We start from the raw sequence: 26,668 nt of genomic DNA, 5'->3' as shown, positions 1-26,668 counted from the left end.
ACGAAATGATGGCCAAACGTGAAAGAGACGAGCAAACCCACAGCCCTTGACCTGCCCATGGTCGATCCACTGCCGCCGGAGACGCAGAAATACTTCGACATCTGCGAGGAAAAGCTCGGGATGATCCCGAACGTTCTCAAGGCTTACGCCTTTGACATTGCCAAGCTCAACGCGTTCACGACGATCTACAACGAGCTTATGCTGGCAGACAGCGGTCTGACCAAGCTTGAGCGTGAGATGATCGCCGTTGTCGTGTCGGCCCAGAACCGGTGCTATTATTGTCTGACCGCCCATGGGGCCGCTGTGCGCGAATTGTCCGGTGACCCAAAGCTGGGGGAGATGCTGGTGATGAACTGGCGCGTGGCCGATCTCAGCCATCGCCACCGGGCCATGCTCGGTTTTGCAGAGAAAATGACCCGGAGTTCCGCCGATGTCGCCGAATTCGACCGCGAAGCGCTCCGCGACGCGGGATTTTCGGAGCCTGATATCTGGGATATCGCCAATGTTGCGGGGTTCTTCAACATGACCAACCGGGTCGCGAGCGCGACGGATATGCGCCCCAACGATGAATATCACGCACAGGCGCGCTGACCCCTTGCAGGTGCGGCAGGCTTATCCTCTTGGGGCTGCCCGGTCCGTGCGACGCTTCTGCGCGCTTTCAGGCGTGATGCTGTCGCTCGGTGTCCATGCGGCCGCGGCGCTTGATCTCAGTGTCCCGTCGGGGGCGCGCAAGACTGCGGAGATTGCGGCCAATCCGGGTGTCTATGCGTTGCCCACGGGGGCATGGGAGGAAGAGCTTGGCCTGCCCACCCTTCGGGTCGAAGGCGGCGTGCGTATGCAGGCCTTTCGCCTCGAAGGCAGCGGGTTCACCACCTTTCAGCTTGTGGAGCCGCTGCGTGATCAGATCACCGGCGCGGGCTACCGGGTCCTGCTCGACTGTCCGGACACCAGCTGTGGCGGGTTCGATTTCCGCTTTGCCACGCAGGTGCTGCCGCCGCCCGACATGTATGTCCAGCTCAGCGATTATCATTTCCTGTCGGCTGTCGAGGACGCGACTGGCGCCGTCGTGAGTGTTCTTGCAAGCCGCGACGGCCAGACAGGATACATCCAGATCACCCGGGTGAACCCCTTGGGCATGCCGGGCACAACGGCCGCCGATGCAACGCCGCTAGCGCCTGCCGCGGCACCGGTGTCGCCAGTGATGACGGGTGCCCTTGCGGAAATGCTTGAAACACTGGGGCACGCTGTGCTCAGCGGCGTCGAGTTTGGCTCCGGCTCCACCGAACTTGTCGAAGGCACGATCCCGGTTCTCGAAGAGCTGGCGGCGTATCTCAAGGCCAATCCGCAGCGGCGCGTGCTGTTTGTCGGGCACACGGACGCGACCGGATCTCTTGAGGCAAACGAAGCCGTGTCCCTGCGCCGCGCGGCGGCGGTCACACGCTACATGCGCGAACGCCACGGTATCCCGGAAAGCCAGATCGGGGCCGAGGGGGTCGGCTATCTCGCGCCTGTGGCGTCGAACCTCTCCGCAGAGGGCCGCGAAGCCAACCGGCGCGTCGAGGTTGTTCTGGTCTCGACCGAATGACGCGCTGCGCGTCTCTTCCCGGGGCATTCTTTCGCTTCGGTGCCATCGGGCCGATGCGCGTTGTTGGGGCGCAGAGCCTTGCAAACGCCCAAGATCGCAGGCCGGAAGACGGTTTCTTTGCTGCAACGGTGTCAAACGACCATGAAAGGTCGGTTTTGGGCTTGCTCGCTTTGCGGCCGCCTATACATGCGCCCTTGCGTCGTAGAGATCGGCGCGCTCCGCGTTCCGCCCAGCCTGACACCGAGTTCAAAGAGCCCTGCCATGTCCGATCTGTCGATTGCCGAAGCAATGCCTGATCCCGAGCCCGAGCTGCGGCTGCGCGATTGCCCGGACTGGGTCTATCTGCTTCAGGAATTCGACACGTTGTACCGGTACGGCTCCGCCGGTGGCAGCGCGCTGATCCGCGCGCACCGCAAACGGGTGCGCGACCGACTGTCCGCGACGATGGCCGACAACCCGCCGATCTTGCATCGCGAGGCCCAGAGCAAGCCGGTCACGGCCCATTTCCCCCGCGCGCTGGATCTTGGCGAACGTGCGGCGATGCAGGGCATGGCGCGCGCGCTGCGCGAGGTTCGCGATGTGCTGCATTGGGAATACGGGTACGAGAAGATGCCCAAGGCGCTGGCCCGCAAATATGCCTATTGTGAAATCCTCGGACCCAAGGGGCCAATTCAGTGCGACAGGCTGATCCTTGGCTTTGTGCTCTTTGCCCCCAACACCACCTATCCGCAGCATGCCCATACCGAGATCGAAGAGAGCTACGTCTCCATTTCCGGCGCATGGTCGGAAAACAACGCCGCCGTCTACGCGCCGGGATCCCTCATCTTGAACCGGTCCGGCGACGAGCATCGGATCACGACCGGTGATCGGGATCCCTGCTTGTTGGCTTATGCCTGGACGGGACCGGAAGACCGACTCGCAGCGCCGGGGATGACCTTGCGGTCCGGGCGGCGCGGCAGCACAAGCCGCCCGCCCGCGTGATCGCCTACTCGCCGAAGGGATTGGCGAGAAGCGTGCCGTCATTGGCGTCGTGAAATGGCCTTGCATAGGCAAAATAGAGCGCGCCGGGCCAGACCGTGTCAAAGAAGTCAGCGGCCTGTGCGTCCCCGATGAGCGTGGGCAGCGTGTCCCACATGACCGATTGCGCCCGGGCGTAGCCGATCCAAACGCCGCCCTCGCGGAAAAAGGCATCGCGGATCTCTTCGAGTTGCGGCGCGCCGACCGTGCCCGTCCGCATGTCCACCCAGCTGGTGGCCAGATCGATCCGCGCAAGGCGGTTGTCGCGTTCGGCAATGCGGTGCTGTTGCGCGATCATCAGCGTTTCGATGGCCGTTTGCTCTTCATCTGACAGGGCATGGCGGCGCATGAAATCGCTCCAGCGCGCCATCATCCGCAAGCGCAAAAGGTAGAGCGGGGCGATTTCGAGCGCTCCCTGCGCTGCCGGTCGCCAACCGCTCCGCCCTTGTTCCGGGCGCAGCCCGCCGTCTAGGCCAAGCCGCTCGTGATCCAAACGCTCCGAGAGCCGCTCGACCAGGCTGGGAGGTGCAAGGCCCAGCGTCGCGCCCGCTTCTGTCTGCATCTCGCGAGGGCGTTCGATCAGCGACGCCGGCTCGCGGATACCGCTATCCGCCAAACCGTCCCCGGCAAACATCTCCGCGCGCATCCCCTCATGCCCAATGCCCAGAGCGTCCGGTTGAGCGGGTCTTCGAGCGCCGCTGTCCTCTGATACGACAATGGTGCCCTCTGCCGCGAACAAGGGACGCGCGTGGCCATAGTCCCGGATAAGAGGCTGCAAGGCGGGATCCGCCCCTGTACCGCTGCCCTCGGCCTCGGCATTGCAATTGGTCAATGTGATGGCGCAGTAATCGGCCGCTTGAGTGCCATAAGCCTTGCAGGCGACCTCCGCGCCCACGCCTGCAGGGGTCGAGACCGTGATCGACCGCCCTGCCGTCACCGTAACGCCGCCCGAGATTATGGGCGTCTCGAAGTTGCGTGTTTCTGAAAACCCACTGCTCGTGGAGGAAGACACACCGGAAACACCGTGCATGCAGCGGCCCATCCCGCGGATCCGCGCTTGCTTGCGGCAATTGTCGGTATATGCATGCGTGACGTCGAAAAAATCCTCGGGCGTGCAGGCCCAGGTCGACCAAAGGACCCGATAACGGAAACCCTCCAGCAGCGTTTCCAGCGTTTGCCCGTGGCAGGCCTTGCCGTTGGCCAACTCGCGGTTGTAAAACGCCTGCCGATTGGCACGGCAGTTGGTGGTCAGCGTATTGGCGCGTCGCAGGCATTCCTTGTTGACGGCGGCGCATTGCGCCAGCGTTGGTGGCTCTGGCGCATCTTCACCGCCATCGCCTTGTCCACCGCCCGGCGGTGGGCCGCCATCGTCCCCGGGCGTGCCGTCAATGGGATCGTCATTGGAGAAGTCATAGCCGCAGGTCGGCTCACCATTTTCGTTTTCTGGCTCGATTTCGTCCCAACCCGCGCCGCAGGCGCAAGCATTCGACCCGTCCTGGCGCGGGATCACATCCTGCCCGATACCGGTGCACCAGTCTGAATGACCGTCGATGATGATCTCTTCGCCGATGGGGTTGTTGTCATCTGCCTTTGCGTGAGGGGCGGTCAAAAGGACCGCACAGGCAAGCGAAAAACAATGCAAGAATGGGGGCCTGAAAAATCTCATGGCCGGTCTCCAATGCTGATAAAAAATATGCTGTCGTTGAGCGCCCGAAATTGGCGCAGCACGTTCAGCATAGCACAGGATCGGGTGTGAGGCAAAACCCGCCGGGAAGACCCAATCGCGCGCGAGGTGCAGACAGGGCGCGCTTCCGGTTTCTTCTGTCCGGAAATACTCAATCCGCCGGTGACACGGGGGCGCCGCGTTTGACGGGCGTGTTCGGTGTGTTTGGCGATCAACAAAAAGCGCTCCGGATCCACGATCCGGAGCGTGCAAGATGTGCCACAAGAACGGCAGAGGGATGTCTTACCAGCTGTGCGGGCCTTTTTCGGCAAAGGAATGCACAAGGAAATCGATGAAGGCGCGCACCTTGGGCTGTGTGAACCGGCCCGGCGGGTAGACCGCATAGATGCCTTGCGTCTCTACGGGAAGGTCGGGGATCGCATCTTCGACCAACCCGGCCTCCATGGCTTCGTGATAAAGATACGAGGGCAAATACGCGATACCCAGCCCGGCAATGCAGGCGTTCAGAAGCGACTGCCCGTCATTCACGGAAAGCCATCCTGCAGTGCGGACCTGCCGCTTTTCACCGGACGGTGCGGTCAGCTTCCAGACATTGCCGGAAGCCTGGTTGGAATAATGCAGCAGCTTGTGTTCGTTCAGATCGTCGATCCGCGCGGGTCTGCCGTATTGTTCGAAATAGCTCGGGGCCGCGATCATCCGCTTGGTGGTCTCGGTCAGCTTGCGGGCGCGCAGGGTGCTGTCTTCCAGCTCACCGATGCGGATCGCCATGTCGAACCCTTCGGAAATCAATTCCACATAGCGGTTGTTGAGCACCATATTGACCGTGATGTCCGAGAACTCCGCAAGGAAATCGCCCAGAACGGGGCTGAGATGATTGACGCCGAAATCCGTCGCGACCGAAATCCGCAACAGGCCTGAGGGCGCTGATTGCATCGAGGTTACAAGCGCGTCGGCTTCGCCGGCATCGTTGAGCACGCGCCGGGCGCGATCGTAATAGGCAAGACCGATTTCCGTGGGTGAGACGCGTCGCGTCGTTCGGTTGAGCAACCGTGCACCAAGGCGCGCTTCGAGCGATGACACATGTTTGGAAACCGCTGATTTGGAGATCCCCATCTTCTTGGCTGCATCGGTAAACCCGCCTTGGTCCACCACGGTGGCAAAAGCTTCCATTTCGGTCAGGCGGTCCATCTGCATCTCCTGCAAGTCATTACTTGGCATTGGATATCGCGCGCAATCACGGCGCAAATCGGGCAGGGAGAGGACAATTGCGAGAAATCAACCCGCGCTGTTTGCGGGCTGGAAACAGCGCAGGTCGGAAAACCGGTCCTGACAGAATTTCCGGATGCGCAAGAGCCAAGACCCGACCTAAAGGCGGGAGACGCATTCCCCGCGGGGCAAGACCTATCGCCTGTCCCCTTGCGCCATTTGGACAATCCGCGCGTAGGTGTCCTGATGCTCCGGCGCGATTTGGGCCGTTGGTGCGCCTGCGGCTGCGGCCAGTTTCTGCTGCAACACCAGAAACCGGTCCGAGACCACGGACCCCACGGCGGGTTGAACCGGCGGGCGCAGAGCCTCTGACAAGGGCACAAATGTTACGCCGGCCTCGATCAGTTTTCCGAAATAGTCCGATGCGACATCGGCAAAGAACGCCACGTTGTGACCAAGGGCAATGCCGACGATTTCTTCGCCAAACCACGCTTGTGCAGCCGCATGGTCATGACGGTGCTGGGCGACGGCGAAATCGAGAAAACTCTCGATGACAAATTCTCTGGCCCTTGTGTCGCCGGCTTCCGTCGCGCGCAGATAGGCCCGGTTCCATGCCCATTCATAGGTCCAGGATGTGACATCGACAGGGATCCAACGCTCCGCCTCAAGATAGGCATTGACCCGATCCAGCTTGTCTTGCGTCTCGCCCCAGTGGCAGAGCGGATGCCGGAAAAGGCGCATCGGCGCGCGCGTCAGCCACGGTGCGAGCAGGCGTTCGGCCTCGGCGATATCCGCTATGAAGGCGTCTGCCGTCACGTCGGGCAATTGGCGGTGGGCATGGGTGTGATTGGCAACGTGATGCCCGTCATTGACCCAGTCCTCAAGGATTGCGGCGCAGTCCGGGTGTTCGGCCAGCGGCCAGCTGTTGCAGAACGCGTAAACGCCCGAAATCCCGTGCGTGGCGAGCGCCTCGCGGATGGACCGGACGATACCCGCCGCACAATAGCCTGTGGGCGGATAGGACTGCGGCCAAAGTGGAAGGTCGTCCATGGTGAAGGCAAGTTTCATCTGGCACGACCTTTGCTGGCGGTATTCAATGTCCGGCCGCATCAGCCTTTCGGCTGTGGTTTGACAAGTCAAGCGGCGCCCGCCCATGGTGCCGCAAGCCGTCAGGATTGGCGCCTTTTCCATACGGCCCGCTTGCAGGCTCATGCATAATCCGCTCGCTTGAACTGGGCAGACAGGCTTTACGTGTTATCCTTTCTATTGCGTCAGGCTTTGCAGGGCGCAGTTTCTGGGAGGAAGACATGATTTTTCGAAGTGCAATGACGGCGGCGCTCTTGAGCGCCCTGGCGGTGCCGGTTCTCGCTGAAGGCCACCGCACGCCGGCCCCTGAAGGGGCCATGGTCTATTTCATCGGGTTGGAAGACGGCCAGACGGTCTCCGCGCCCGTGATGGTGAATTTTGGTCTTTCGGGAATGGGGGTCGCACCCGCAGGCACCGAGAAGGAAAACACCGGCCACCACCATATCCTCGTGAACCGGGCGCCCTTTGGCGAAATGGATGGCGATGAGGAAGCCATGTCAGACGGTCTGCCTGCCGATGACATGCACAGGCATTTTGGTGGTGGCCAGACCGAAGTGATGCTCGATCTCGGGCCGGGCCAGCACACGCTGCAGCTTGTTCTCGGAGATGCGTTCCACGTTCCGCATGACCCGCCGATCGTGTCCGAGCAGATTACCATCACGGTCGAGTGATCGAGACGGTCACCGGATCGGTTTGCGTGTGACGGACCCGGCCGCCAAAAAAAGCGCCGCCCCGGAGGGGGCGGCGCAGATCTGACGCGATAGATGGACACTCTGCGCCCGATGGCGCTTACGCGGCCTTGCGCGCGTGTGTGCCTTCTTCGACCTCTTCCACGATCTTGGACACGAAGTCCTTGAGATCGTTGGGGTTGCGGCTCGTGACAATACCGCGGTCGGTCGCCACTGGCTGATCGACGAATTTGGCGCCGGCGTTGATCATATCCGTCTTGATCGAGTGATAGGACGTCATCTCGCGCCCCTCGACGATGCCTGCCTCGATCAAGAGCCATGGGGCATGGCACACGGCAGCGATGATTTTCCCGTGGTCAAAGAAGCCCTTAATCAGTGCGATGGCATCCTTGTCCACCCGGAGCAGGTCCGGATTGATCTGACCGCCGGGAAGCACGAGCGCGTCGTAGTCGCCAACCTTTGCATCGGCGATCTTGAGATCGGCCTCGGCGTCACGCCCCCAGTCGCTGCCTTCCCATCCCTTGATGGCCTTGCCGTCAAGCGTGGCGACATGCACGTCGGCGCCCTTGGCGCGCAACTGGTCGCGCGGAAACTCCAGCTCCGATTGCTCGAACCCATGGGTGGCGATGATCAGGATCTTGGCGTTTTCGATCGTCGGCATTGTATGTCCTCCGTCTTGTGTTGGGCGGCGGGTCATCCCCGCCTGCTTGAAGGACCAACGGAGTCAGGCGCGGGGGTGTTCCACGAAATCTCGAATTCCTGCGCGGCACAAAGGGGCCTGCCGCGATCTGGAGACGCGCGGACTCCGCCCGAAGACATCGCGATGGGGTGTTCGGAAGAACCGGGGCGCTGCCCCGGACCCCGGAGTATTTGGAGACAGAAGAAACAGGGGCGCCGTGTTGGGTCCGACAGGCTCCGCGATCTCGTGTCAAAGGCTGGCGGCGAGGCGCACACCCTGATCGATGGCGCGTTTGGCGTCGAGTTCTGCGGCCACATCTGCCCCCCCGATCACGTGACAGGAGACGCCCTTTGCCTCCAACGCATCGGCCAATGACCGGTCGCTGAGCTGGCCGGCACAGAGCACGATCGTATCGCAGGCAATGACCTCCGGCTGCTCGCGTGTCTCGCCAAAGGAGATGTGCAGCCCGTCATCGTCGATGCGCTCGTAATTGACGCCGGATTTCATCTGCACCGATTTCATTTGCAGCCCGGCGCGGTGGATCCACCCGGTTGTTTTGCCCAGTCGCTTGCCGGGCTTTTCCGCCTTGCGTTGCAGCAGGGTGACCTGCCGCAGCGGTGCGTCCGGTTGCGGACCTTCGGGCGCGAGGCCTGAGCGGTGTTCTGACGGATCCGTCACACCCCATTCGCGCATCCAGTCGGGCAGGCTTTCTGTCGGGCTGTCCTTGGTGACGAGGAATTCGGAGACGTCGAATCCGATACCCCCCGCGCCGATCACCGCGACGCGCGGGCCGACCTCGGCTTTCTGCTTGAGGACGTCGATATAGCCAAGCACCTTGGGGTGGTCCTGGCCGGGGATTTCCGGGTCGCGCGGCACAACACCCGTGGCGATGATGACCGCGTCGAACCCGTCCAGATCTGCGCAGCCTGCCTCGGTGTTGAGCTCTACCGCGACGCCTGTCTCCTCCAGCATCGTCTCGAACCAGTCGACCAGCCCGTGGAACTCCTCTTTGCCGGGCACCTGCCGCGCCAAGTTGAGCTGTCCGCCGATGCGGCTGTCGCGGTCGAACAGGGTAACGCTGTGGCCGCGCTGGGCTGCGGTTATCGCGGCGGAGAGCCCCGCCGGACCGGCACCGACGACCGCGATCCGTTTCCTGTCCTTGGTTGGCGTGATCGTCACCTCCGTTTCGTAGCAGGCGCGCGGATTGACGAGGCAGGAGCTGACCTTGCCGGAGAAGGTGTGGTCGAGGCAAGCCTGGTTGCAGGCGATGCAGGGCGCGATCTGGGCTCCACGGCCCGCCGCGGCCTTTGCCACGAAATGCGCATCTGCCAGGAATGGCCGCGCCATTGACACCATGTCGGCGCAACCGGAGGCGAGCACCTCTTCGGCGACCTCCGGTGTGTTGATCCGGTTGGAGGTGATCAGCGGGACGGAGACATGTCCCATGAGCTTTTGGGTGACCCAGGCGAAGGCCGCGCGCGGCACCGATGTGGCGATGGTGGGGATGCGGGCTTCATGCCAGCCGATCCCGGTGTTGATGATCGTGGCACCCGCCGCTTCGACGGCCTTGGCCAGCGTGACAACCTCTTCGAAGGTAGAGCCATTGGGGATGAGGTCGATCATCGAAAGCCGGTAGATCACGATGAAGTCCTTGCCCACGGCCGCGCGCACGCGCTTGACCACCTCGACCGGCAGCCGCATCCGGTTTTCGTAGGAGCCGCCCCACCGGTCCTCGCGCTTGTTGGTATGGGTCACGAGGAACTGGTTCAGGAAATAGCCCTCCGATCCCATGATCTCGACCCCGTCATAACCGGCCTCGCGCGCGCGGAATGCGGCGGTGGCAATATCGGAGATCTGTTTTTCGATACCTGCCTCATCCAATTCCGTCGGTCTGAAAGGGGAGATCGGCGATTTCACGGCGCTGGGGGCGACGCAGTCGGGCGAGTAGGCGTAGCGGCCCGCATGCAGGATCTGCATCGCGATCTTGCCGTCGGCCTGATGTACGCGGTCCGTCACCATGCGGTGATTGGCGATATCCTTGTCGGAGAAGAGGCCCGCCGCACCGGGAAAGACGCCACCTTCACGGTTGGGCGCCATGCCCCCCGTCACCATCAGCGCCACGCCGCCCCGCGCGCGCTCGGCATAGAATTCCGCCACGCGGTTCCAGTCACCGGTCTCTTCGAGATTGGTGTGCATCGATCCCATGAGCACGCGGTTCTTCAGCGTGGTGAAGCCCAGATCGAGCGGTGCCAGCATGTGCGGATAGGTGGTCATGGCAATATCTCCCCTGCGGTTTTCAGGCAGCATTGGCGCAAACAGGCGCGCCTGTCAGCGAAACGTTGCGTCAGGAGCCCGGCGCCTTGCATGCCTTGGCCGGAGAGACGCGCCGGGCAGTCTTGCCTGTTACCGAGGGCCAACTGCACGAAGCGTCCGCGAACGCCATGCGCACCGCAGAGCGCGCGGGGTCTGGCTTGTGGCAAGTTCGGGCCGGTTCATCGTGACATGGGCGTCGGAACCCGTTTGGGGACCTTTCCGTTAAAGAGCCGGGCGGTGCGTGGCACTGGGCAGATCCTGCGCATGGATGGGGGCGGCGCGACCGGTGTCTGCAAAACACCGGGGTTATGGCTCACCAGCGCGTCAACGCGTCTTCGTCTTCGTCCTTTGCGGCCACCCAGGAGGCGCCCTGCGCGCCGAATTCCTTCTTCCAGAAGGGCGCGCGCGACTTGAGGTAGTCCATCAGGAATTCGGCGGCTTCGAATGCATCCTTGCGGTGCCGGGCGGCGGTGGCCACCATCATGATCCGCTCTCCGGGCGCAAGCCGCCCGTATCGGTGGATCACCAGCGCATCGCCGAGGCTCCAGCGTGCGACGGCCTGACCGGCAATCTCTTCCAACGCTTTCTGGGTCATGCCCGGATAATGCTCGATTTCCATCACGGACAGGTCGCCGCCATCGCCTGCGCGCACCACGCCGGTGAAGGTCACGACCGCCCCCAGATCGTCGCGCCCCCGGGCGAACGCATCGGCCTCGGCAGCAAAGTCGAACGGCGTTTCCTGGACCACGATACGCATTGTTTCAGCCCCCTGTCATGGGAGGGAAGAAGGCCACCTCGCGCACCCCGTCAAGCGGGGCATCAAAATCCGTCAACTCCTGATCGAGCGCCACCCGCAGCGCGGTCAGATCGGCAAAGGCCGCGTCATAACGGTCCTCCCGGGCGCGCAGCTCCTCCACGAGAGCCCGCACGGTCGCGGCGGAGGTTGTGATTTGTTCCTTGGGAAGGCCGATCCGCTCCCGCACCCAGGCAAAATACAAAACGGTCATTTGCATGCTGTCCGTCATGAGAGACTCCCGTCTGTTGCGGCGCGTCGCAGGCGCTCAGCGTGTTTCCTTGAGATAGGGCAGGGATTTCTGCAGGTAATCCCATCCTGTGATCAGGGTCAGGCCCGCTGCAATCCAGAGCAGGCCGAGGCCAAGATAGCCGGTCCAGACCATGCCTTCGTATTTCCACCACAGGCCCAGTATGTCTTCTTCGCGGCCGGCAAGGATCGCATCGATCAAGGTGGCATCCATGCCGATCACCGACATGCCGAAATAATGCTCGAACACCCCTTGGGCAAAGAGCACGGCGATGGCGATCATCTGAACCGTGGTCTTCCATTTGGCGAGCGCCGTGACCTTGAGGGTGCCGGCGGTGTCACCGAGGAATTCGCGCAGCCCGGATACAAAGACCTCTCTGAACGCGATGACCGTCGCGGGCAGGACGAGCCATGGCGACATGGAGGAATACCCGACAATCACCATCAAGGCGATGAGCACCATGGCCTTGTCCGCGATCGGGTCCAGCATGGCGCCGAGCTTGGTTTCCTGTTTCCAGCTGCGCGCGAGATGGCCGTCGAACCAATCGGTGATGGCGGCGCCAACAAAGAGGCACAGGGCGAGCCAATCCGCGAACGGACGCGAAAAATACAAGAACATGATGGCCACGCCGGGAGCGGCGAGCAGACGAATGATCGTCAGGATATTTGGCAGGGTCCAGCGCATCGGCCTATCCCTATCGCGGATCGCGAGGGCAGGGAAGAGCGCTCGAACGGTCGGTAGTGCCGCTCCCGTCAAAAACAGGATTACCGGCCCCACGGTCGTGCATGGGGCGCGGGCAAAGGGCGTTGGATGGAGCGTTGGATCCTGCGGTTCCCGCCTTTCCGCATGCGTCCCTGGTCCTGTCGGGAGGGGCCCTTGGATGGGTGCGGCGCGTGAGCGGTGGGCCGCGCGTGGTGATGACGGCCCGCAACGCCCGCAGGGCGTCAGCTGTTTTCCGACTGCCGCAGCAAGCGGTCGAGAAAGGTCTCGCGCGCCGCAGGCAGAGGCTTGCCGAACTGATCGGCTGCCAGCTTGTGTTGCAGGAAAAAGCCCGTGGTGCGCAGCGCCTGCAGGATCTCTGCGGTATCGGCGTCACCCTCGCCCAGCATGACCGGGGGCAATGGCAAAAGCCGGTCCGTCCAGGCCCCGGCCCCGGCCTCGGTGACTGCGCGGCCCGACTTCGGCGAGAGATAGACCAGCCCGTCGCGCGCGCCGGTGACGGCGCAGGCGCTGAGATCGAGCGCGAAGCCCATGTCTTCGAGCAAGGCCATCTCCCAGCGCAGATAGGCCAGCGGCCAGAGATCGGGATAGGCCATGAGGTCCAGAAGTGCTTCGGTGCGCCGGTAAAGCGCGGGATGGGGCTCGCGCTCGGGCAGGGTGAATCCCAGCAGGCTCAAGACCGCGTTCTGACCTGCGAGCATAAGCCGGTTCCCCATGGCGAGGGCCGCGCGGGAGCGTTCGGGCTCCGCGGTGAAGCTGCCGATATGGTCTTCGAGACGCGCGCGCCAACTCAGATCAAGCTGCGCCCCCGGTTGCAGATGCGGCGCCAGCTTGCGGGAGGTCCCGCCGCGCAATACGCCCTGATGTCGCCCCCGGGTTGGCGTGAAGACATCGAGGATGAGCGAAGTTTCGCCATGCGGCCTGCGTGAGAGCAGAATACCCGTGTCGCGCCATTCCATGGGGCAAAGGTGACGGCTGGCGCGCCGCGTGGCAAGGGAGGGGATCACATTTTTGATGCAAGGCGAGGGGCGCTGCCCCTCGCGCTCCCCGGGATATTTGATGCCCAAAGAAACCCGGGCGTGTCGGTGCACGGACCGGGCGTGTCGGCCGTGTTACAGGCCGGGTTCGTCCAGCAGGTGACGTCCGGCGCGATCCTCGACTTCGATTATCCACAGATCGGGGTCGCGCGCGCGGGAGCGGGCGAGCAGCGCATCCATCTCCGGCTCCGGTCCCGCGGACAGGTCGGCCCAATCGGACGCGCCGGTTTCGAGGTTCATCTGGCGGGAGAACAGCCGCGCCTGTCCGTCGAGCGTGGAGAGCTTGACGCAGATCGCCCCGCCCGTGTCGTCACCATGGGCCACGACAAATGCCGGGATGTCGGCCAGCCGCAGCCGTGCGAGATAGGCGTCGACCCAGAACCGGGCTGTCAGGCGGGCCATTGCGATCCGCCAGATCGGTTGATGCGGGGTTGTCCCCGGCGTGGCAGAAGCAGCAAGCGCATGGATCAGTGCGCCCCGTCGCGGAAATCGAGCCCCATTTCGGAGTAGCGCTCGGCCTCGTCGAGCCAGTTTTCGCGCACCTTGACCTGCAGGAAGAGATGCACCTTTCGGCCCATGAAGTCGGCCAGCTCTTCGCGGGCGGCCTTGGAAATCGCCTTTATGGTTTCGCCCTTGTTGCCGAGCACGATTCCCTTATGGCCATCGCGCGCCACGTAGATCACCTGATCGACCCGGGCCGAGCCGTCCTTGCGCTCTTCCCAGTTTTCCGTTTCCACGGTCAGCTGGTAGGGCAGTTCCTGATGCAGGCGCAGGGTCAGCTTCTCGCGGGTCATCTCCGCAGCGATCATCCGCAGTGGCAGGTCTGCGATCTGGTCCTCGGGATAGAGCCATGGGCTTTCGGGGAGCCGCGCACCGAGCCAGGCTTTGAGATCGTCGCAGCCATAGCCCTTTTCGGCCGAGATCATGAAGGTCTGGGCGAATTCGAAGCGGTCGTTCAGGGCCTTGGTCAGTGCAAGAAGCGCATCTGATTTCACCCGGTCGATCTTGTTGATTGCCAGCGCCACTGTGCGGCCCTTGCCGATATCGGTGAGTCCTTCGAGGATTTTCTCGACACCTTCGGTCACGCCGCGATGCGCTTCGACAAGCAGCACCACGATATCCGCATCGGCCGCTCCGCCCCAGGCCGCAGCCACCATGGCGCGGTCAAGGCGGCGGCGCGGTTTGAACAGGCCGGGCGTGTCGACGAAGACGATCTGTGCATCGCCTTCAAGCGCGACCCCGCGAATGCGGGCGCGTGTTGTCTGGACCTTGTGGGTCACGATCGAGACCTTGGCGCCGACCATACGGTTGGTCAGCGTGGATTTGCCCGCATTGGGCTCTCCGATCAGGGCGACGAAACCGGCGCGGGTGGTCATGGGTGTTCTCCGGATTACAGGACGAACCCCCTTAGCGCATCGCGCGGGGTGGCGCCAGCGTCGCGGGCAGGCTTGACCGGCAGCAGGTTGTCGACGACACTCAGGTCAGTCCGCACATAGTGAAAGACGTGTTTCTCATGCCCGATATTCCTGCGGACGACAGCTCGACGGCTGCCATCGTCTTTGACGGCACCCCGGTGCAGTTCACGAGCGATATCGACGGGGCGGGCGATGTGGACCGCATTCGACTCAGCGTCGCCGAGGCGCAGGATTTCCCCATCACCGTGACGATCGACAGTCATGAGGCAAGTCGTTTTCGGGCAGCGGTTCTCACCCTTGACGGAATGCCTGTCACCCTCGATCCGTTTGAGGATTACCGTGGCACGGAGATTTTTCAGGGCGGTCTACTGATAGACAGTGACTGCTTCCGGTTCGTCGGGTGCTATTCCATCGTCGAGGGCTTTCCGTTCATGGCTGATGCTGCCGGCGACTACTGGCTCGACGTCAGCCTCTCGCCAGTTGGCGACAGTCCCGATAACGGCCGCTACACCATCACGGTCTCGCCGGAATTGCCTGCCGATGAGACAACGCCGCTGCGCCTTGTGCCGGGTGATAGTGTGGCGAACACGGTCGGGTCGGTAATCGAGGAGACATCGGGGTCGTCCATCTCCATCTCGAGCGAGGCGGACTGGATTGGCGTGGATCTGCCCTCCGGCGGATCATGGCTCCTTCAGACCAGCGGCCAAGACCCTTTCACAACAATCGCGCCAGTCGAGCCGCCGCCGCATGTCGAAACGCTGTTGGTTGATGAAGGGGGCGATTTCGGGCAGCACCTGTTCCAGACGAGCGAGGCGGCATCCTTCTTCGTTGCGCTGCAGGACGCGGGGTGGGTCGGCGCGCATGAGATCTCGCTTTCTCCGGTCGTTGCGCATCCGGGCACCGACGACCCTGACGATCTTTTCGGCGATGCGGCTCTGGACTACCTTGTCGGCGGGCTTGGCGACGACACGCTTGATGGCCGGGCCGGCAATGACACCGCGCAGGGTGGCGACGGGAACGACAGCCTGATCGGCGGGATCGGCTTCGACCGCCTGGACGGCGACGCGGGCGACGACACGCTCGACGGGTTGTCGGGGTTCGACAGGCTCTTTGGAGGCGCAGGGAACGACCTGCTCATGGGGCGGTTCGGCAACGACACGTTGGAAGGCGGCGATGGCGACGACAGCCTCGAGGGCAATCTCGGCTTCGATCTGCTGCGCGGTGGTGCTGGATCGGACACTCTGGTGGGTCGCGACGGCTTCGATACGCTGGAGGGCGGGGCGGGCGACGATCGTCTGTCCGGCAATGCGGGTTCGGACCTGTTGCGTGGTGGCGAGGGCAACGACCGGTTCTTTGGCGGCATCGGGTTCGACACCATCGAAGGCGGCGCAGGCAATGATATCATTGACGGTGACGCGGGTTTTGACAGCATTCTCGGTGGCGATGGCAACGACCTGATCAGCGGCGGATCGGGGAATGACACGCTGTTTGGCGAAGCGGGCACTGACGCGCTCTTTGGTGGTCAGGGGGCGGATGTCTTTGCGTTCCGCCAGTTGCGAGAAGCGGATGGCCGGACTTTGAAATCCGCCAATATGGAGCGGATCCTCGATTTCACACCCGGGATCGACAGGCTTGATCTCGATTTTCGCCTCGTTCCGCCGGGCGACGATCCGGAGCTCTCATTGCTGGATCGGATCGAAGCGGCGGCGAGCCTCAATGAAAACGGCAATCTGCAACTGACCTTTACGCTTTTACAGGTCGAATTTGTCGGCCTTACGGAGTTTTCACAGATCGCAGGCGATTTCGACGGTCTTTAGGGGCGTCTTGACCGCGCGGGCAGGCCGTCTCAGGCCAGAAGCGCCACAAGCAGCGCGAGGATTGCAAGCCCGACCAGCGCGGCGGCAGCGCGCCACGGCGTGCGCACACCGCTTTGCGCCTCGGCTTGCCGCGCGGCAAGGGCAAGGGGCACGCCGCCGATGGCTGTGAGAAGCGCAATCGTCGCCGCGGGCCAAAGCGTGCCTTCCTGAAACCCTTCGACGGCGAAGCGCAGGGTGACGAGGCCAAGGGCCGCGTAGGCCGCCCCGAGGCCGCGATAAAGCGCCGTCAGAATGGCAAGCAGGTTCGGTTTCGGAATCGTGCCCTCCGCTGCCATCATTGCCGCGTGGTAATCAAGCGGGGCCTTCTCGCGCAGAAACCGAAGGGCGAAAAAGGCCACTCCGGCAACAACGGCGAGATGCAGGATCAGGACGACAAGGGACATGGGGTCTCTCCACGCAGAATGTCGTCACCCTGCGCGATCCGGTGGCACGCGGCAAGACAATTGTCGTCACGCGTTTCGCCGTGCGCGGCCGTCGCGCCAAAGCGTATACAGGCCGGATGCCACGATCAGCGCCGCGCCGAAGAGGGTCATGGCATCGGGGCGCTCCCCGAAGAGCACAAGCGCGATCAGAAGCGCGACGATCAGCCGGCTGTAGCGAAACGGGGCGACCACAGAAACATCGCCCGTGCGCATGGCTTGGGTGAGTGCGGTGTACGCCGCCACGCCGACAAAACCGACCAGCGGCATGAGGAGAGCGGCCCGCATGTCCGGCCAGCCCGAGGGCGCGGGGTCGACGAACAGCATGACGATCCCCGCCACGGTCACCACCGCGAAGCCAAGCACGCCAAGCTGCGTGTGATGCACCGAGATCGGGCTGGTGCGCGTCGCCAGATCCCGGCCGGCGAAACCGATCATACCAAGGATTGCAAGCCAGATCGCCGTATCGAACCCCTCCGTGTCGGGGCGCAGGATCAGCAAGACCCCCGCAAAGCCGACCCCGAGCGCCGCCCAGCGACGCGGCCCCACGCGTTCCCCCAGCACCAGCGCCGCGCCCAGCACCACCACCAGCGGTGCGGCCTGAAGGATCACGGATGTGGTCGCCAGCCCGGCGTAGATAAGGCTGAGCGCGAAGAAGAGCCGTCCGACCAGTTCGAAACCCGTGCGGATCAAGAGCGGGCCGCGCAGGTACTCGGCGGACCAGAGCGGCACACCTGCGCGCCGCGCCAGAACCGCGGAAAGCGCCATGGCGACGAGCCCGAAGACAATCGTTGCCTGGCCAGGGGAGACGGTGCCGGTGTTCACGGCGGCCTTGAACAGCGCGTCCTCAATGCCGAAGCCGAGCATCGCCAGACACATGAACAGCGCCCCGCGCAGATTGTCCGTCATGGATTGGACCTTTCATGGTCTGCGTGCGATCCGGTTTGCCGGGCGGGTCGGGCACGACCGGGCACCCTTCTTCTGCCATGCGGGCCCGTCGCTTGCTGCGTCAGCTCAGCCGGGCCAGCAAGGCGCGCGCGGCGGCCTGCTCGGCCTGCCGTTTGTTGCCCGCACTGGCGCTTTCGGCCTCGCCGGTGCTCAACCGCGCCTCGATGGTGAAAACCGGCGCATGATCCGGACCGGTGCGGGCCGCCTCGATATAGCGCGGCGGTTGCAAGCCGCGCCCCTGCGCCCATTCCTGAAGCGCGGTCTTGGCATCCTTGGCATCTTCCTCGACAGACCCGATCCGCGAGTCCCACAACCGCAAGATCAGCGCGCGCGCCGCGTCGAACCCACCATCGAGATACACCGCTGCGATCACCGCCTCCATCGCGTCACCCAGCAGCGCCATCTTGCGCCGTCCGCCCGACATTTGCTCGGATCGGCCCAGTTTCAGGGCCGCGCCAAGATCCACGTCCCGGGCGATGTCGGCACAGCTTTCCTTGCGCACCAAGGCGTTGAAGCGTGGTGCCAGAACGCCCTCGGCGGCACCGGGATCCGCTTCGAGAAGCGCTTCGGCCATCACGAGGCCCAGAACCCGGTCGCCAAGAAATTCGAGACGCTGGTTGTCTTCGCCACCCGGGCCGGAGCGCGACGCGTGGGTGACAGCCCGGCGCAGCAGACGCGGGTCTTGAAAGCGGTAGCCGAGACGCTGCATCAGGTCATGGAGATCAGCGGACACTTTCATGAGACAGCGGCTCCTGACAGACCCCGCAGCCCCCTCAGACGCGCCACCGCGACGCCGGCGCGTATGTCAGTCGATCTTTTCAAAGAACCGGTCACCGCGCCATGTCCAGAAAAACAGCATCGAGCGGCCCGCGGAGGAGAACACGACCCGATCCGCCCGACCGACGAGGTTCTCGAATGGGACGAAGCCGACACCGCCCACGATATTGGGCACACGACTGTCGGAAGAGTTGTCGCGGTTGTCACCCATCATGAAATAGTGACCCTCGGGCACCTGATAGACCGGCGTGTTGTCGGAAGACTGCGTTGCGATGTTGAGGATCGCGTGTGTGCTGCCACCGGGCAGGGTTTCGATCTGGCGTGTTTTGGAGCAGGTGCCCCCCTCGCCGACAGGGCCGTTTTCGCAGCGTGGCCGCAGGCGCTGCGGTCCTTGCGGCTCCGCAATCTCGTCAAAGGTGCCGCCATCCGCGAGCTGCACGGGCGTTCCGTTGATGTGCAGCACGCCATTGCGCATCTGCACGCTGTCGCCCGGCATCCCCACCACCCGCTTGATGAAGTCGCGCCCCGACACCGGGTGCCGGAACACGGCCACGTCACCGCGCGCCGGCTCGCTGCCAAACAGGCGGGTGTTGTCGCCATCGGCCCAGCCGCAGATGTCCGCAGCGTCGATGTCGAGGCCGATACTCGGGATGATGACCGAGGGGCAGGAGGCATAGGAATACCCGTAAGCCATCTTGTTCACGAACAGGAAGTCGCCGATCAGAAGCGTGTCCTTCATCGACCCCGACGGGATCCAGAACGGCTGGAAGAACAGGGTTCGGAACACCCCGGCAATCAGCAACGCGTAGAAGACGGTCTTGATCGTATCCCAGATTCCGCCGCCTTTTTTGGTCTCGCTCGCCATGGACTGCCCTTCTGCGCTCCGCTGCTCTTGCGGTCTACATGTCGCTCCGCTTGGGGGGTGTCAAGCAATGGTGACGCGGCGCCGGCCCGTGAACGGCATCCGTGCAGGGCCGGCGGCGGCTTTGCCCGCGCGACGCCGATCAGAAGTTGAAATCTGCTTCGGTCAGCACAACGCCGTTTGTGACAGCATCCGAAAGCAGGACGATATCGCCGCCGCCCGCGTCGACAAAGTAGCTGCGCCCTGATCCGGATACGGTAATTGTCAGGTCGGCAATCGAATTCACGCCTGTGTAGCCGGTATAATCGAGCCTGTCGGGACCGTCCTCGAAGTCGGTGATCGTATCAGCGCCTGCGTTGTTCTCAAACACGAAGCGGTCCGTTCCGCTGCCGCCGATGAGCGTGTCGTTGCCCTCTCCGCCGCTGAGGATGTCGCCGCTGCCTGCCCCGTCGAGATAATCGTCACCGTCCAGCCCGGTCAGACGGTTGCCACCGTTTGTGCCCACGATCCGGTCGCCGAAATCGGTGCCGATGACCCGTTCGATGGAAATCAGCGTATCGCCTGCTCCAGAGCCACCCGAGACGAACCCGGTGGACAGGTTGACGACAACCCGATCATGCCCCGTGCGCGAGAAATCCGCTGTGTCGAGCCCGGCGCCGCCATCGAGCGTATCGGCATCGCTGCCGCTGGCCAGCGTGTCGTTGCCGTCCTCGCCGCGGAGGGTGTCTTCGCCGTCTCTACCGTAGAGATCATTCTCCGTGTTGTCGCCCACGATGATGTCGGCGAAATCTGTTCCGATCACATTCTCCATGTCGCTGACGCGGTCGCCCTCTGCGTCGCCGCCGGAATAGAAGCCGACCCCGAGATTGACCGCAACGCGCGCGGCGCTGTCGCCATAGTTGAGCGTGTCGGAGCCGGTGCCGCCCATCAGCGTGTCAGCGCCTTCTCCTCCGTTGATGCGGTCGTTATCGGCCCCGCCGTGGATCCAGTCCGCACCGGGCCCGCCGTCGAGCCGGTCTTCACCGAAGCTGCCGATCAGCGTATCGTCACCGAACTGACCGAAAATCCAGTCGTCACCCTCAAAGCCAAAAAGGGTGTTGTCCGCCTCGTTGCCGAAAATCGCGTTGTCGAGCGCGTTGCCGCCAGCCTGCACGGTGGTGCGGTCATCCAGATTTATATTTTCGACGTTTTCGTAAAGGTGTCGAACCGTGAAGCGCACAAAGACGGTGTCTGATCCGGAATTGGCGCCGTCGAATTCGCGGATATTGGCATTCGGGTCGTCGAGAAAATAGGTGTCTTGGCCATCTCCTCCGCGGATCTCGCCGCGCGTGCTGCCACCAAGTCCGTTGAAGATGTCGCTGCCGGCGCCAAGCGAGATGCGTCCTTCGATTATGCCTTCGTTGCGGACCGTGTCGTTGCCAGATCCGAGGTCGATGGTCAGTGTGCTCTCGGCGGTGAGCAATCCGCTGTTAAAGATTTCCACGCTTCGCGAGCCGGTGTCGCGGATTGCGAAACTGCCGCCCAGTATCTCGCCAGTATTGGTGAGCCTCGCTTCGGTGAAATCGGTGTCCAGCAAGACCGCCGGCCCGGCGGTCGCTGCGAGCAATCCACTGTTGAAGATTGAAAACCCGCTGCCGCCGGATGTGGCAATATTCTTGTCGAGATCAATCGCAGCGTCTTTGCCGATGATTGACCCGCTGTTGAGGATGTCCACCTGTGTTGCCACGCTGTCAGAGCCAATCGCCACGTCGTCGAGCGCGGTGATGCGGCCATTGTTGACCAGCGTCAGGGATCCGCCTGCCGGGCCGTCATATTGAAGGGCGCTGCCGCCACGGGCTTCGATCAGGCCGTCATTGGTCACGTAGCTGTCTGTCGAAGAAAGCTGCAATGCGTTGCCCGAGGCGGCGTTGGTGGAGATCACGCCTGATGTCGTGTTGGTGATCGAGACGGTTTCCGAGGTCGAGTCGATGGCGTTGAAGCCGGTTCCACGAAACAGGAGTTGGCCCATGTTGGTGATAGTGGTGTGTCCTGTTCCTGACGTGCTGATCACTGCGGCCGCGTCGGTGACAATGGCGCCCACCGGCGTGAGGAACCCGTTTTCGTTACCGGAAAGCGTGCGCGGGGTCGTTGTAATCGTGCTGAGAAAGAAAGTGGGCATGGAAATGATCCTTGAAATGTCCGCAAGCACTTGCGAGGGAGCGGCGTAAAACGGTGGAAAACGAGTCGAGGCTTGGAAAGAAGCGTTCAGTCATGCCGCTGTTGGGACATGAGTCAACTCTCATCTGTGGATGACGTCTCTCACGCGATCCACTTGGTGGTGCGCTCTGTGCGTCAGGAGGGGCGCAACGAAGGGACGGTGCCGCCAAGGGTGGTGTCCGCCTTCCGTGTCAGGACTGCCTGGCGCGTCCGACCGCCGATGACACCCGTGCCGATATGAACCCGCAGGCTTGCCGCGCACTTTTCCGGCGCGCGATGGCGAGAGGCGTCGATGCGGATGGTGAGACCCGAGCGGCCGGATTGCAGCGCCTCGTGGATTGGTGCCGCGATGGCGGTCAGGGGAGACTGAAATGGCGCAATACCCATGAGCCGTGCCGGGAGCCGTGCCGGTGCGTTTGAGGCCGGTTGCGACCTGATTGCATCGCAGAAGGTCTTGCACCCAAACGCCGAGGCTGCCGCGCGGCGGGACAGCGGCGGTGGGTTTGGAAAGGCGGGAGGCGCACGGCGCTTGCGGGAGATCAGCTCTCGATCGGGCGCGCCTCGATCACCACGAAGGCCTGCGCCCAAGGATGATCGTCGGTGAGGGTAACATGGATGATCGCCTCATGGCCCGGCGGCGTCATGGCGTCGAGCCGCTCCTTGGCCCATCCCGTCACGGCCATCACCGGCTGGCCGGTGCGCAAATTGGACACGGCCATGTCCTTCCACGAGATCCCCATGCGCAGACCCGTGCCAAGTGCCTTGGAACATGCCTCCTTGGCCGCCCAGCGTTTGGCATAGGTGCCGGCCACATCGGCGCGGCGCTCGGCTTTGCGCTGTTCGGTTTCGGTAAAAACGCGGTTGCGAAACCGGTCGCCGAACCGCTCCAGCGTGCCGGCGATGCGGTCGATATTGGCAAGGTCGGTTCCAATGCCGAGGATCATGTCCAAGTGCCTTTCCTTGACGGAGTCGAGATCGCGGGCGTGGCAGAGCAGGGCAGGGCGCGGCTACCCTGTGACGTCAGCCGGCAAAGAGAGGAAAGGATACTCCCAATGCCCATGCCAGCACCAGACCCAGCGCGAGCCCTGCGGTCGCCGGACCCGCACGGGCTGACACCCAGCGTCCCATCAACCCGAATGTCAGCCAGAACAACACGATCACTGGCGCGATCATCGCGAGAAAGAACAGTCCTTCGGGATCAAGAAGGATTGCTGCCACCAACGAGATCAGGAAAGCCATCCGCAGAACGATGCGCCAGCCCAGCCGGGCGTGCGCGGCGGCAATCGAGTCCGAAAGCATGAAGGGGAGCGCGCCGAGTGCCAGCGCGAGAATGATCCAGACGCGGTCCCCCACTGGCCAGAAATTCGCACCATACCGGTCCAGCGCCAGCCCGAAAGTCGCCAAGGCCCACACCAGCAGCGCCAGACTTGCCAACGGGTGCGGCCAGTCGGCGCGCTGGCCGAAGCGCCACAGCAGCCCGCCCTGCAGCAATCCGTAGATGGCCAGGTGCAAGGCGAGGTAGTCCGCCACCAGAACCGGCAACACGTGCAAGTCGAAAGGGGCCGCAAGCAGCGGCGTCGCCACCATCGGCACCGCGAGAAGGATCGCGCGCCTGCGCCAGCCCATCGCGTCGGTCGCGCGCACGGGCCGCGCGGGAGCCATCAGCCGCGCCAGCGGCAGGCTCAGCGCCGTAAGCCCGGCCAGCAGCGCGAGCAGCGCCCAGCCCGTGGGGCGCACCGGCACTGTAGTCGTGCGCCCGTAAGCCGTGTTCAGCCAATCCAGCGTTGCGGCGCGCCCGGCGCGCGAATGCAGGATCGCCACATGTTCCGTGTAAGGCGCGATCATCGCCTGTCGCCTCACCGCATTCGTGGTGACCGTCTCGCCATATTGGGCCTCCGGGTCTACCATCCGTGCCGCATTGAGCGCGAATGTGCTCAGTCCCGGCTCCCAAGCGCCGGCGATGGCCAGCAGATCCTGTGGATGCCGGTCATCAATCGCCAGGGAAAACCCGGAGAGCAGAACCATGGGGCCAATCCGCGGGTCTTCCATCGCGGCGCGCACAAGCACATCCGACGCCATTGAATGGCCAAGCACGGCAACTGGCCCGTCGCGCGCGGCGGCGTCGATCACCGCGCGGGTCTGTTCAACAAGCAGCCGCGTGGTGCCGTCGAGTGCACTCACATCGCCGGACATCGGGATTTCGTGCCGACCATGCCCCAGAAAATCGAACGCCCAGGTGTCATAGCCTGCCTGTGCGAGCACCTCGGTGTAGCCGCGCATCATCTGGCGCGATCCCGCAAAACCATGCGCCACCACCACCACCGGCCCGGTTCCGGTTCCGTCATGCAGCCGCGTGACGGGTGTGCCGTCCACGGTTGTGACTGTATCGACAAGACCAGCGCGCGCGCTCTCCAGAACCCAGACGCCCCAGCCAATCGCCAGCAATGCGACAAGCGCGACGATGCCGTGTCGCAAGCGCATCACACCGGCCTCTCGATCGCGTGCTTGCCGGATGCGTGTCGCCCATGCGGTTGCGGTGCCGTTTCGGCTTCGGATCGCGGTCTCAGCGCATCCGTTGTGCGCGCCGCTCGGTCAGCGCGCCCAATGTAAAGAACAGCCGGTTGACAAGGAAGACCATGCCAAAGGTGACCGCAGTCAACCCCAGAAGGATTGGCGTGGGTATCGCTTGTGTCCCGGTCAGCACGCCCGGGATTGCTGCCTGCACGAGGAACAGGGACAATGTGAACATCGCGGCGATGCCGGTCATGCCAAGCGCCACCGCCCAAGCCGCGCCGCCCTCTGGCACCTCCCCGCCGGTGCGGACCCGGTGCCGCCCCTCCGACTGGGCCGCGGCCATCGCTGGGAACACTGTCAGCAGACCGGGGGGAATCTCGAAATCGTACAGCATCAGGCCGATGGCTCGTGCTGCCATCATCACCATGCTGACCGTGAGAAACACACCCGCATAGCGCATGAGATCGAAACCCATATGGTACCCTTTCGCCCTGCCGCGCCGGATCATGGCGCCCAAGATGAAAAGGCGGGTCAAATGCGGCGCTCCACGGGCGGCGACATGGCAGGCGGATGCCGAACTGCTGCAACTTTACGGATCCGCAGCCGGGGGTGGTTTCTGTGCATCTCGTGAGACGGGCAGCGACGCCTTGCGCAAAATCCGACTGCTGGCACGGCACAGGGGCGCCTTGCGCAGAGGCGTGCGCATCCATGCGAGCGCGAGGGTCGTGGCGGCGCATCTTTGCGCGCCTAGCTGCGGGCTTCATCCATCAGGCGACGCATTTCATGAATGGCTGGCTTGAGGCCACGGAACACCGCCTCACCGATGATGAAATGGCCGATATTGAGCTCCATCACCTCCGGAAAGGCTGCGATGGGCTGGACGGACTGATAGGTCAGCCCGTGCCCCGCATGGACTTCGAGCCCAAGGTCATGGGCAAACCGCGACATCGCCCGCAAGCGGGTCAGTTCCTCGGCCGCATCCTCCAGCCGGTCTTCGGCCAGAGCATCGCAATAGGCTCCCGTATGCAGCTCGATCACTTGCGCGCCGATGCGGTGGGCGGCTTCAATCTGGGCCTGCTCTGCCGCGATGAAGATCGAGACCCGGCATCCCGCTTCGCGCAGAGGGGCGATGAAATGGGCAAGGCTGTTTTCCTCGCGCGCCACTTCAAGACCGCCTTCGGTCGTGCGCTCTTCACGCTTTTCGGGCACGATACAGACCGCGTGCGGCTTGTGTCGCAGGGCGATCTTTTGCATCTCCGCTGTCGCGGCCATCTCGAAATTCAACGGCACGCTCAGCGCGTCCATCAGGCCGTCGATATCTGCGTCGGTGATATGGCGGCGGTCTTCTCGCAAATGCGCGGTTATCCCGTCGGCCCCGGCCTCTTCGGCCAGCTTTGCCGCGCGGATCGGATCGGGATAAGCGCCGCCGCGTGCGTTTCGCACGGTCGCGACGTGGTCGATATTGACGCCAAGGCGCAAGCGTCCGACGAATTCAGTCATAAGGCTCTCCGGCTTTGGTCCCGACGCACGCGGTCGCGCGTAACGGTGTGTTGAGCAGTCTAGGTCGCGTGGCGCCAGGTTCAAACCGGAATTTGATCAAATTACGACCGCAGATCCACGATAACCGTGAACTCAAGCTGCGACATGGTCCGGCCGTGACGGACAATGCTGGCCATATCCGCGCCATAACCGCGCCTTCCGCGACCGGAACGGTCACCGGGCATCCCTGCGGCAATCCCGAAGTCAGTCGGTGCGTCCATCAACACGCTTTTTTTTCTTGAGTGAGGCCAGCTTGGCGGCGATCGCGCCTTTGCGCCGATTCTGATACGCCGAAATCAACGGCAGCGAGATGTAGTAGCAGGCGATACCGGTCACCAGGCCAGGAATGATCCCGCCGATCATGTAGGGAAAGAACACCTCGTCGTAGAAAATCGCCAAATCGTCCCAATGGGCGACCTCATCGGTCCAAATCGCCCGGATGTTGTGCCATAGATCGCGCCACGCATAGCCGAATTTCTGCAGGATCGACCCGTGTGCGGCATTCATCTCCGTGCCAAGCAGGAAATGCCCGGTGGAGAGCGACGCCACGCCAATCGGCACATATGTGAGCGGATTGCCAAAAAAGGTCGACAGAAGGGACGCAAGCACGTTGCCACGCATCGCCATGGCAAGGAACGCTGCAATGAAGAAATGCAGCCCGTAGAACGGTGTGAAGGTGGTGAAAACCCCGGCAAAGATGCCGCGCGCAATGCGGTGCGGGGGGTCGGGAAGGCGATGCAGCCGGTGCTTGACGTAGCGCGCAGCGCGAGTCCACCCGCCACGCGGCCAGAGAAACTCCAGCCCCACGCGCCAGATTGGCCGTCTGTCTCGCCTTTTGAAAACCACGTTGGTTCCTTATGCACTCCGCCCGCGCCAGCTATGGCCGACGGCGGGGTCTCCGTCTATGGAATTTAAGTCGCACCGACGCGCGCGACACCCCCTGTCTTCTCCGGCGTTTTCCCCAACGCCCTTGCTCCAGTGACCGGTCATACCCGAGCGCTCACCTGAGCGGCGCCGCGACTCTGGTTTACCTGCAATTTGTTTCAGGACCTTTGCGCTCCT

Annotated in this window: 28 protein-coding genes; 5 read left to right on the top strand and 23 right to left on the bottom strand. The window is 63.4% G+C overall.

Going from position 1 to position 26,668, the window contains the following annotated elements; translation table 11 throughout:
- Positions 1–57 precede the first annotated feature (57 nt).
- The 3 genes from J1C49_RS00425 to J1C49_RS00415 all read left to right on the top strand — a co-directional run bounded on the left by J1C49_RS00425 (position 58) and on the right by J1C49_RS00415 (position 2,566).
- Positions 58–591: a peroxidase-related enzyme gene (locus tag J1C49_RS00425; protein WP_227443948.1), complete on the top strand. Its 534-nt coding sequence runs from the start codon at positions 58–60 to the stop codon at positions 589–591.
- A 46-nt stretch (positions 592–637) separates the two neighbouring features.
- A complete protein-coding gene (locus J1C49_RS00420) occupies positions 638–1,585 on the top strand; it encodes an OmpA family protein (protein ID WP_227443774.1) in 948 nt (315 codons plus the stop codon).
- Positions 1,586–1,846: 261 nt separating this feature from the next.
- A complete protein-coding gene (locus J1C49_RS00415) occupies positions 1,847–2,566 on the top strand; it encodes a dimethylsulfonioproprionate lyase family protein (protein WP_227443773.1) in 720 nt (239 codons plus the stop codon).
- 4 nt (positions 2,567–2,570) lie between these two features.
- On the opposite strand, the gene J1C49_RS00410 is transcribed toward J1C49_RS00415, so the two are convergent.
- From J1C49_RS00410 to J1C49_RS00400, 3 genes are all read right to left on the bottom strand, one after another.
- A complete protein-coding gene (locus tag J1C49_RS00410; protein ID WP_227443772.1) occupies positions 2,571–4,211 on the bottom strand; it encodes a hypothetical protein in 1,641 nt (546 codons plus the stop codon).
- 357 nt (positions 4,212–4,568) lie between these two features.
- A complete protein-coding gene (locus J1C49_RS00405; RefSeq protein ID WP_227443771.1) occupies positions 4,569–5,474 on the bottom strand; it encodes a LysR family transcriptional regulator in 906 nt (301 codons plus the stop codon).
- A 213-nt stretch (positions 5,475–5,687) separates the two neighbouring features.
- Positions 5,688–6,560, bottom strand: a complete 873-nt coding sequence (locus tag J1C49_RS00400) for a polysaccharide deacetylase family protein (RefSeq protein WP_227443770.1) — start codon at positions 6,558–6,560, stop codon at positions 5,688–5,690.
- A gap of 239 nt (positions 6,561–6,799) precedes the next feature.
- Between J1C49_RS00400 and J1C49_RS00395 the strand changes: the two genes are divergently transcribed.
- A complete protein-coding gene (locus tag J1C49_RS00395) occupies positions 6,800–7,249 on the top strand; it encodes a DUF4399 domain-containing protein (protein WP_227443768.1) in 450 nt (149 codons plus the stop codon).
- Positions 7,250–7,367: 118 nt separating this feature from the next.
- Here J1C49_RS00395 and J1C49_RS00390 read toward each other — a convergent pair whose 3' ends face one another.
- The 8 genes from J1C49_RS00390 to era all read right to left on the bottom strand — a co-directional run bounded on the left by J1C49_RS00390 (position 7,368) and on the right by era (position 14,435).
- On the bottom strand, positions 7,368–7,928 hold the full coding sequence (locus J1C49_RS00390) for a type 1 glutamine amidotransferase domain-containing protein (protein WP_227443767.1): 561 nt from the start codon (positions 7,926–7,928) through the stop codon (positions 7,368–7,370).
- 267 nt (positions 7,929–8,195) lie between these two features.
- Positions 8,196–10,220: an NADPH-dependent 2,4-dienoyl-CoA reductase gene (locus tag J1C49_RS00385; RefSeq protein ID WP_227443766.1), complete on the bottom strand. Its 2,025-nt coding sequence runs from the start codon at positions 10,218–10,220 to the stop codon at positions 8,196–8,198.
- A 352-nt stretch (positions 10,221–10,572) separates the two neighbouring features.
- Positions 10,573–11,016: a molybdenum cofactor biosynthesis protein MoaE gene (locus J1C49_RS00380; RefSeq protein WP_227443765.1), complete on the bottom strand. Its 444-nt coding sequence runs from the start codon at positions 11,014–11,016 to the stop codon at positions 10,573–10,575.
- A gap of 4 nt (positions 11,017–11,020) precedes the next feature.
- Positions 11,021–11,266: a molybdopterin converting factor subunit 1 gene (gene moaD / locus J1C49_RS00375; RefSeq protein ID WP_227443947.1), complete on the bottom strand. Its 246-nt coding sequence runs from the start codon at positions 11,264–11,266 to the stop codon at positions 11,021–11,023.
- Between the two features lie 54 nt (positions 11,267–11,320).
- A complete protein-coding gene (gene pgsA / locus J1C49_RS00370; RefSeq protein WP_227443764.1) occupies positions 11,321–11,986 on the bottom strand; it encodes a CDP-diacylglycerol--glycerol-3-phosphate 3-phosphatidyltransferase in 666 nt (221 codons plus the stop codon).
- Positions 11,987–12,246: 260 nt separating this feature from the next.
- Positions 12,247–12,981, bottom strand: coding sequence for a DNA repair protein RecO (gene recO, locus J1C49_RS00365; protein WP_227443763.1), 735 nt, complete (start codon positions 12,979–12,981; stop codon positions 12,247–12,249).
- Positions 12,982–13,134: 153 nt separating this feature from the next.
- Positions 13,135–13,461 carry a DUF1491 family protein gene (locus tag J1C49_RS00360; protein ID WP_227443762.1) on the bottom strand — a complete coding sequence of 109 codons (327 nt, stop codon included), beginning with the start codon at positions 13,459–13,461 and terminating at the stop codon, positions 13,135–13,137.
- 65 nt (positions 13,462–13,526) lie between these two features.
- Positions 13,527–14,435: a GTPase Era gene (era, locus tag J1C49_RS00355; RefSeq protein WP_227443761.1), complete on the bottom strand. Its 909-nt coding sequence runs from the start codon at positions 14,433–14,435 to the stop codon at positions 13,527–13,529.
- 137 nt (positions 14,436–14,572) lie between these two features.
- On the opposite strand from era, the gene J1C49_RS00350 reads away from it, so the two are divergent.
- A complete protein-coding gene (locus J1C49_RS00350) occupies positions 14,573–16,291 on the top strand; it encodes a calcium-binding protein (RefSeq protein ID WP_227443759.1) in 1,719 nt (572 codons plus the stop codon).
- A 29-nt stretch (positions 16,292–16,320) separates the two neighbouring features.
- Here J1C49_RS00350 and J1C49_RS00345 read toward each other — a convergent pair whose 3' ends face one another.
- The 12 genes from J1C49_RS00345 to J1C49_RS00290 all read right to left on the bottom strand — a co-directional run bounded on the left by J1C49_RS00345 (position 16,321) and on the right by J1C49_RS00290 (position 26,452).
- Complete coding sequence (locus tag J1C49_RS00345) at positions 16,321–16,734, bottom strand: hypothetical protein (protein ID WP_227443758.1); 414 nt, start codon at positions 16,732–16,734, stop codon at positions 16,321–16,323.
- 66 nt (positions 16,735–16,800) lie between these two features.
- Positions 16,801–17,679, bottom strand: coding sequence for a DMT family transporter (locus tag J1C49_RS00340; protein ID WP_227443756.1), 879 nt, complete (start codon positions 17,677–17,679; stop codon positions 16,801–16,803).
- Positions 17,680–17,779: 100 nt separating this feature from the next.
- The gene (gene rnc / locus J1C49_RS00335; protein ID WP_227443755.1) at positions 17,780–18,457 is read right to left on the bottom strand and encodes a ribonuclease III; all 678 of its coding nucleotides are present in this window, start codon (positions 18,455–18,457) and stop codon (positions 17,780–17,782) included.
- Positions 18,458–18,523: 66 nt separating this feature from the next.
- Positions 18,524–19,360, bottom strand: a complete 837-nt coding sequence (lepB, locus tag J1C49_RS00330) for a signal peptidase I (RefSeq protein WP_227443750.1) — start codon at positions 19,358–19,360, stop codon at positions 18,524–18,526.
- Positions 19,361–19,499: 139 nt separating this feature from the next.
- A complete protein-coding gene (locus J1C49_RS00325; protein ID WP_227443749.1) occupies positions 19,500–21,515 on the bottom strand; it encodes a calcium-binding protein in 2,016 nt (671 codons plus the stop codon).
- Positions 21,516–21,688: 173 nt separating this feature from the next.
- On the bottom strand, positions 21,689–21,940 hold the full coding sequence (locus J1C49_RS00320; RefSeq protein ID WP_227443748.1) for a hypothetical protein: 252 nt from the start codon (positions 21,938–21,940) through the stop codon (positions 21,689–21,691).
- A gap of 152 nt (positions 21,941–22,092) precedes the next feature.
- Positions 22,093–22,497, bottom strand: coding sequence for a holo-ACP synthase (acpS, locus tag J1C49_RS00315; protein ID WP_227443946.1), 405 nt, complete (start codon positions 22,495–22,497; stop codon positions 22,093–22,095).
- Positions 22,498–22,573: 76 nt separating this feature from the next.
- Positions 22,574–24,034, bottom strand: a complete 1,461-nt coding sequence (locus J1C49_RS00310) for an alpha/beta hydrolase (protein ID WP_227443747.1) — start codon at positions 24,032–24,034, stop codon at positions 22,574–22,576.
- Positions 24,035–24,116: 82 nt separating this feature from the next.
- Positions 24,117–24,542 (bottom strand): ABZJ_00895 family protein, encoded by a 426-nt coding sequence (locus J1C49_RS00305; protein WP_227443746.1) that lies wholly within the window; start codon positions 24,540–24,542, stop codon positions 24,117–24,119.
- A gap of 272 nt (positions 24,543–24,814) precedes the next feature.
- Complete coding sequence (locus tag J1C49_RS00300) at positions 24,815–25,567, bottom strand: pyridoxine 5'-phosphate synthase (RefSeq protein WP_227443745.1); 753 nt, start codon at positions 25,565–25,567, stop codon at positions 24,815–24,817.
- Positions 25,568–25,668: 101 nt separating this feature from the next.
- Positions 25,669–25,827, bottom strand: a complete 159-nt coding sequence (locus J1C49_RS00295) for a hypothetical protein (protein ID WP_227443744.1) — start codon at positions 25,825–25,827, stop codon at positions 25,669–25,671.
- A complete protein-coding gene (locus J1C49_RS00290) occupies positions 25,811–26,452 on the bottom strand; it encodes a DUF2062 domain-containing protein (protein ID WP_227443743.1) in 642 nt (213 codons plus the stop codon). Before J1C49_RS00290 ends, J1C49_RS00295 begins: the two co-directional genes overlap by 17 nt.
- Positions 26,453–26,668 lie beyond the last annotated feature (216 nt).

The organism is Cognatishimia sp. F0-27, from assembly GCF_020667845.1.
Classification (GTDB): domain Bacteria; phylum Pseudomonadota; class Alphaproteobacteria; order Rhodobacterales; family Rhodobacteraceae; genus JAFMPQ01.
This window is presented reverse-complemented; position numbering and strand designations above follow the sequence as displayed.

Bases quoted from the DNA above. Each gene is read 5' to 3' on its own strand.
- J1C49_RS00425 (WP_227443948.1), top strand. From the start codon at position 58: ATGGTCGATCCACTGCCGCCGGAGACGCAGAAATACTTCGACATCTGC.
- J1C49_RS00415 (WP_227443773.1), top strand. From the start codon at position 1,847: ATGTCCGATCTGTCGATTGCCGAAGCAATGCCTGATCCCGAGCCCGAG.
- J1C49_RS00405 (WP_227443771.1), bottom strand. From the start codon at position 5,474: ATGGACCGCCTGACCGAAATGGAAGCTTTTGCCACCGTGGTGGACCAA.
- J1C49_RS00400 (WP_227443770.1), bottom strand. From the start codon at position 6,560: ATGAAACTTGCCTTCACCATGGACGACCTTCCACTTTGGCCGCAGTCC.
- J1C49_RS00395 (WP_227443768.1), top strand. From the start codon at position 6,800: ATGATTTTTCGAAGTGCAATGACGGCGGCGCTCTTGAGCGCCCTGGCG.
- J1C49_RS00390 (WP_227443767.1), bottom strand. From the start codon at position 7,928: ATGCCGACGATCGAAAACGCCAAGATCCTGATCATCGCCACCCATGGG.
- J1C49_RS00385 (WP_227443766.1), bottom strand. From the start codon at position 10,220: ATGACCACCTATCCGCACATGCTGGCACCGCTCGATCTGGGCTTCACC.
- J1C49_RS00380 (WP_227443765.1), bottom strand. From the start codon at position 11,016: ATGCGTATCGTGGTCCAGGAAACGCCGTTCGACTTTGCTGCCGAGGCC.
- moaD (WP_227443947.1), bottom strand. From the start codon at position 11,266: ATGACCGTTTTGTATTTTGCCTGGGTGCGGGAGCGGATCGGCCTTCCC.
- pgsA (WP_227443764.1), bottom strand. From the start codon at position 11,986: ATGCGCTGGACCCTGCCAAATATCCTGACGATCATTCGTCTGCTCGCC.
- recO (WP_227443763.1), bottom strand. From the start codon at position 12,981: ATGGAATGGCGCGACACGGGTATTCTGCTCTCACGCAGGCCGCATGGC.
- J1C49_RS00360 (WP_227443762.1), bottom strand. From the start codon at position 13,461: ATGGCCCGCCTGACAGCCCGGTTCTGGGTCGACGCCTATCTCGCACGG.
- era (WP_227443761.1), bottom strand. From the start codon at position 14,435: ATGACCACCCGCGCCGGTTTCGTCGCCCTGATCGGAGAGCCCAATGCG.
- J1C49_RS00350 (WP_227443759.1), top strand. From the start codon at position 14,573: ATGCCCGATATTCCTGCGGACGACAGCTCGACGGCTGCCATCGTCTTT.
- J1C49_RS00345 (WP_227443758.1), bottom strand. From the start codon at position 16,734: ATGTCCCTTGTCGTCCTGATCCTGCATCTCGCCGTTGTTGCCGGAGTG.
- J1C49_RS00340 (WP_227443756.1), bottom strand. From the start codon at position 17,679: ATGACGGACAATCTGCGCGGGGCGCTGTTCATGTGTCTGGCGATGCTC.
- rnc (WP_227443755.1), bottom strand. From the start codon at position 18,457: ATGAAAGTGTCCGCTGATCTCCATGACCTGATGCAGCGTCTCGGCTAC.
- lepB (WP_227443750.1), bottom strand. From the start codon at position 19,360: ATGGCGAGCGAGACCAAAAAAGGCGGCGGAATCTGGGATACGATCAAG.
- J1C49_RS00325 (WP_227443749.1), bottom strand. From the start codon at position 21,515: ATGCCCACTTTCTTTCTCAGCACGATTACAACGACCCCGCGCACGCTT.
- J1C49_RS00320 (WP_227443748.1), bottom strand. From the start codon at position 21,940: ATGGGTATTGCGCCATTTCAGTCTCCCCTGACCGCCATCGCGGCACCA.
- acpS (WP_227443946.1), bottom strand. From the start codon at position 22,497: ATGATCCTCGGCATTGGAACCGACCTTGCCAATATCGACCGCATCGCC.
- J1C49_RS00310 (WP_227443747.1), bottom strand. From the start codon at position 24,034: ATGCGCTTGCGACACGGCATCGTCGCGCTTGTCGCATTGCTGGCGATT.
- J1C49_RS00305 (WP_227443746.1), bottom strand. From the start codon at position 24,542: ATGGGTTTCGATCTCATGCGCTATGCGGGTGTGTTTCTCACGGTCAGC.
- J1C49_RS00300 (WP_227443745.1), bottom strand. From the start codon at position 25,567: ATGACTGAATTCGTCGGACGCTTGCGCCTTGGCGTCAATATCGACCAC.
- J1C49_RS00295 (WP_227443744.1), bottom strand. From the start codon at position 25,827: ATGGACGCACCGACTGACTTCGGGATTGCCGCAGGGATGCCCGGTGAC.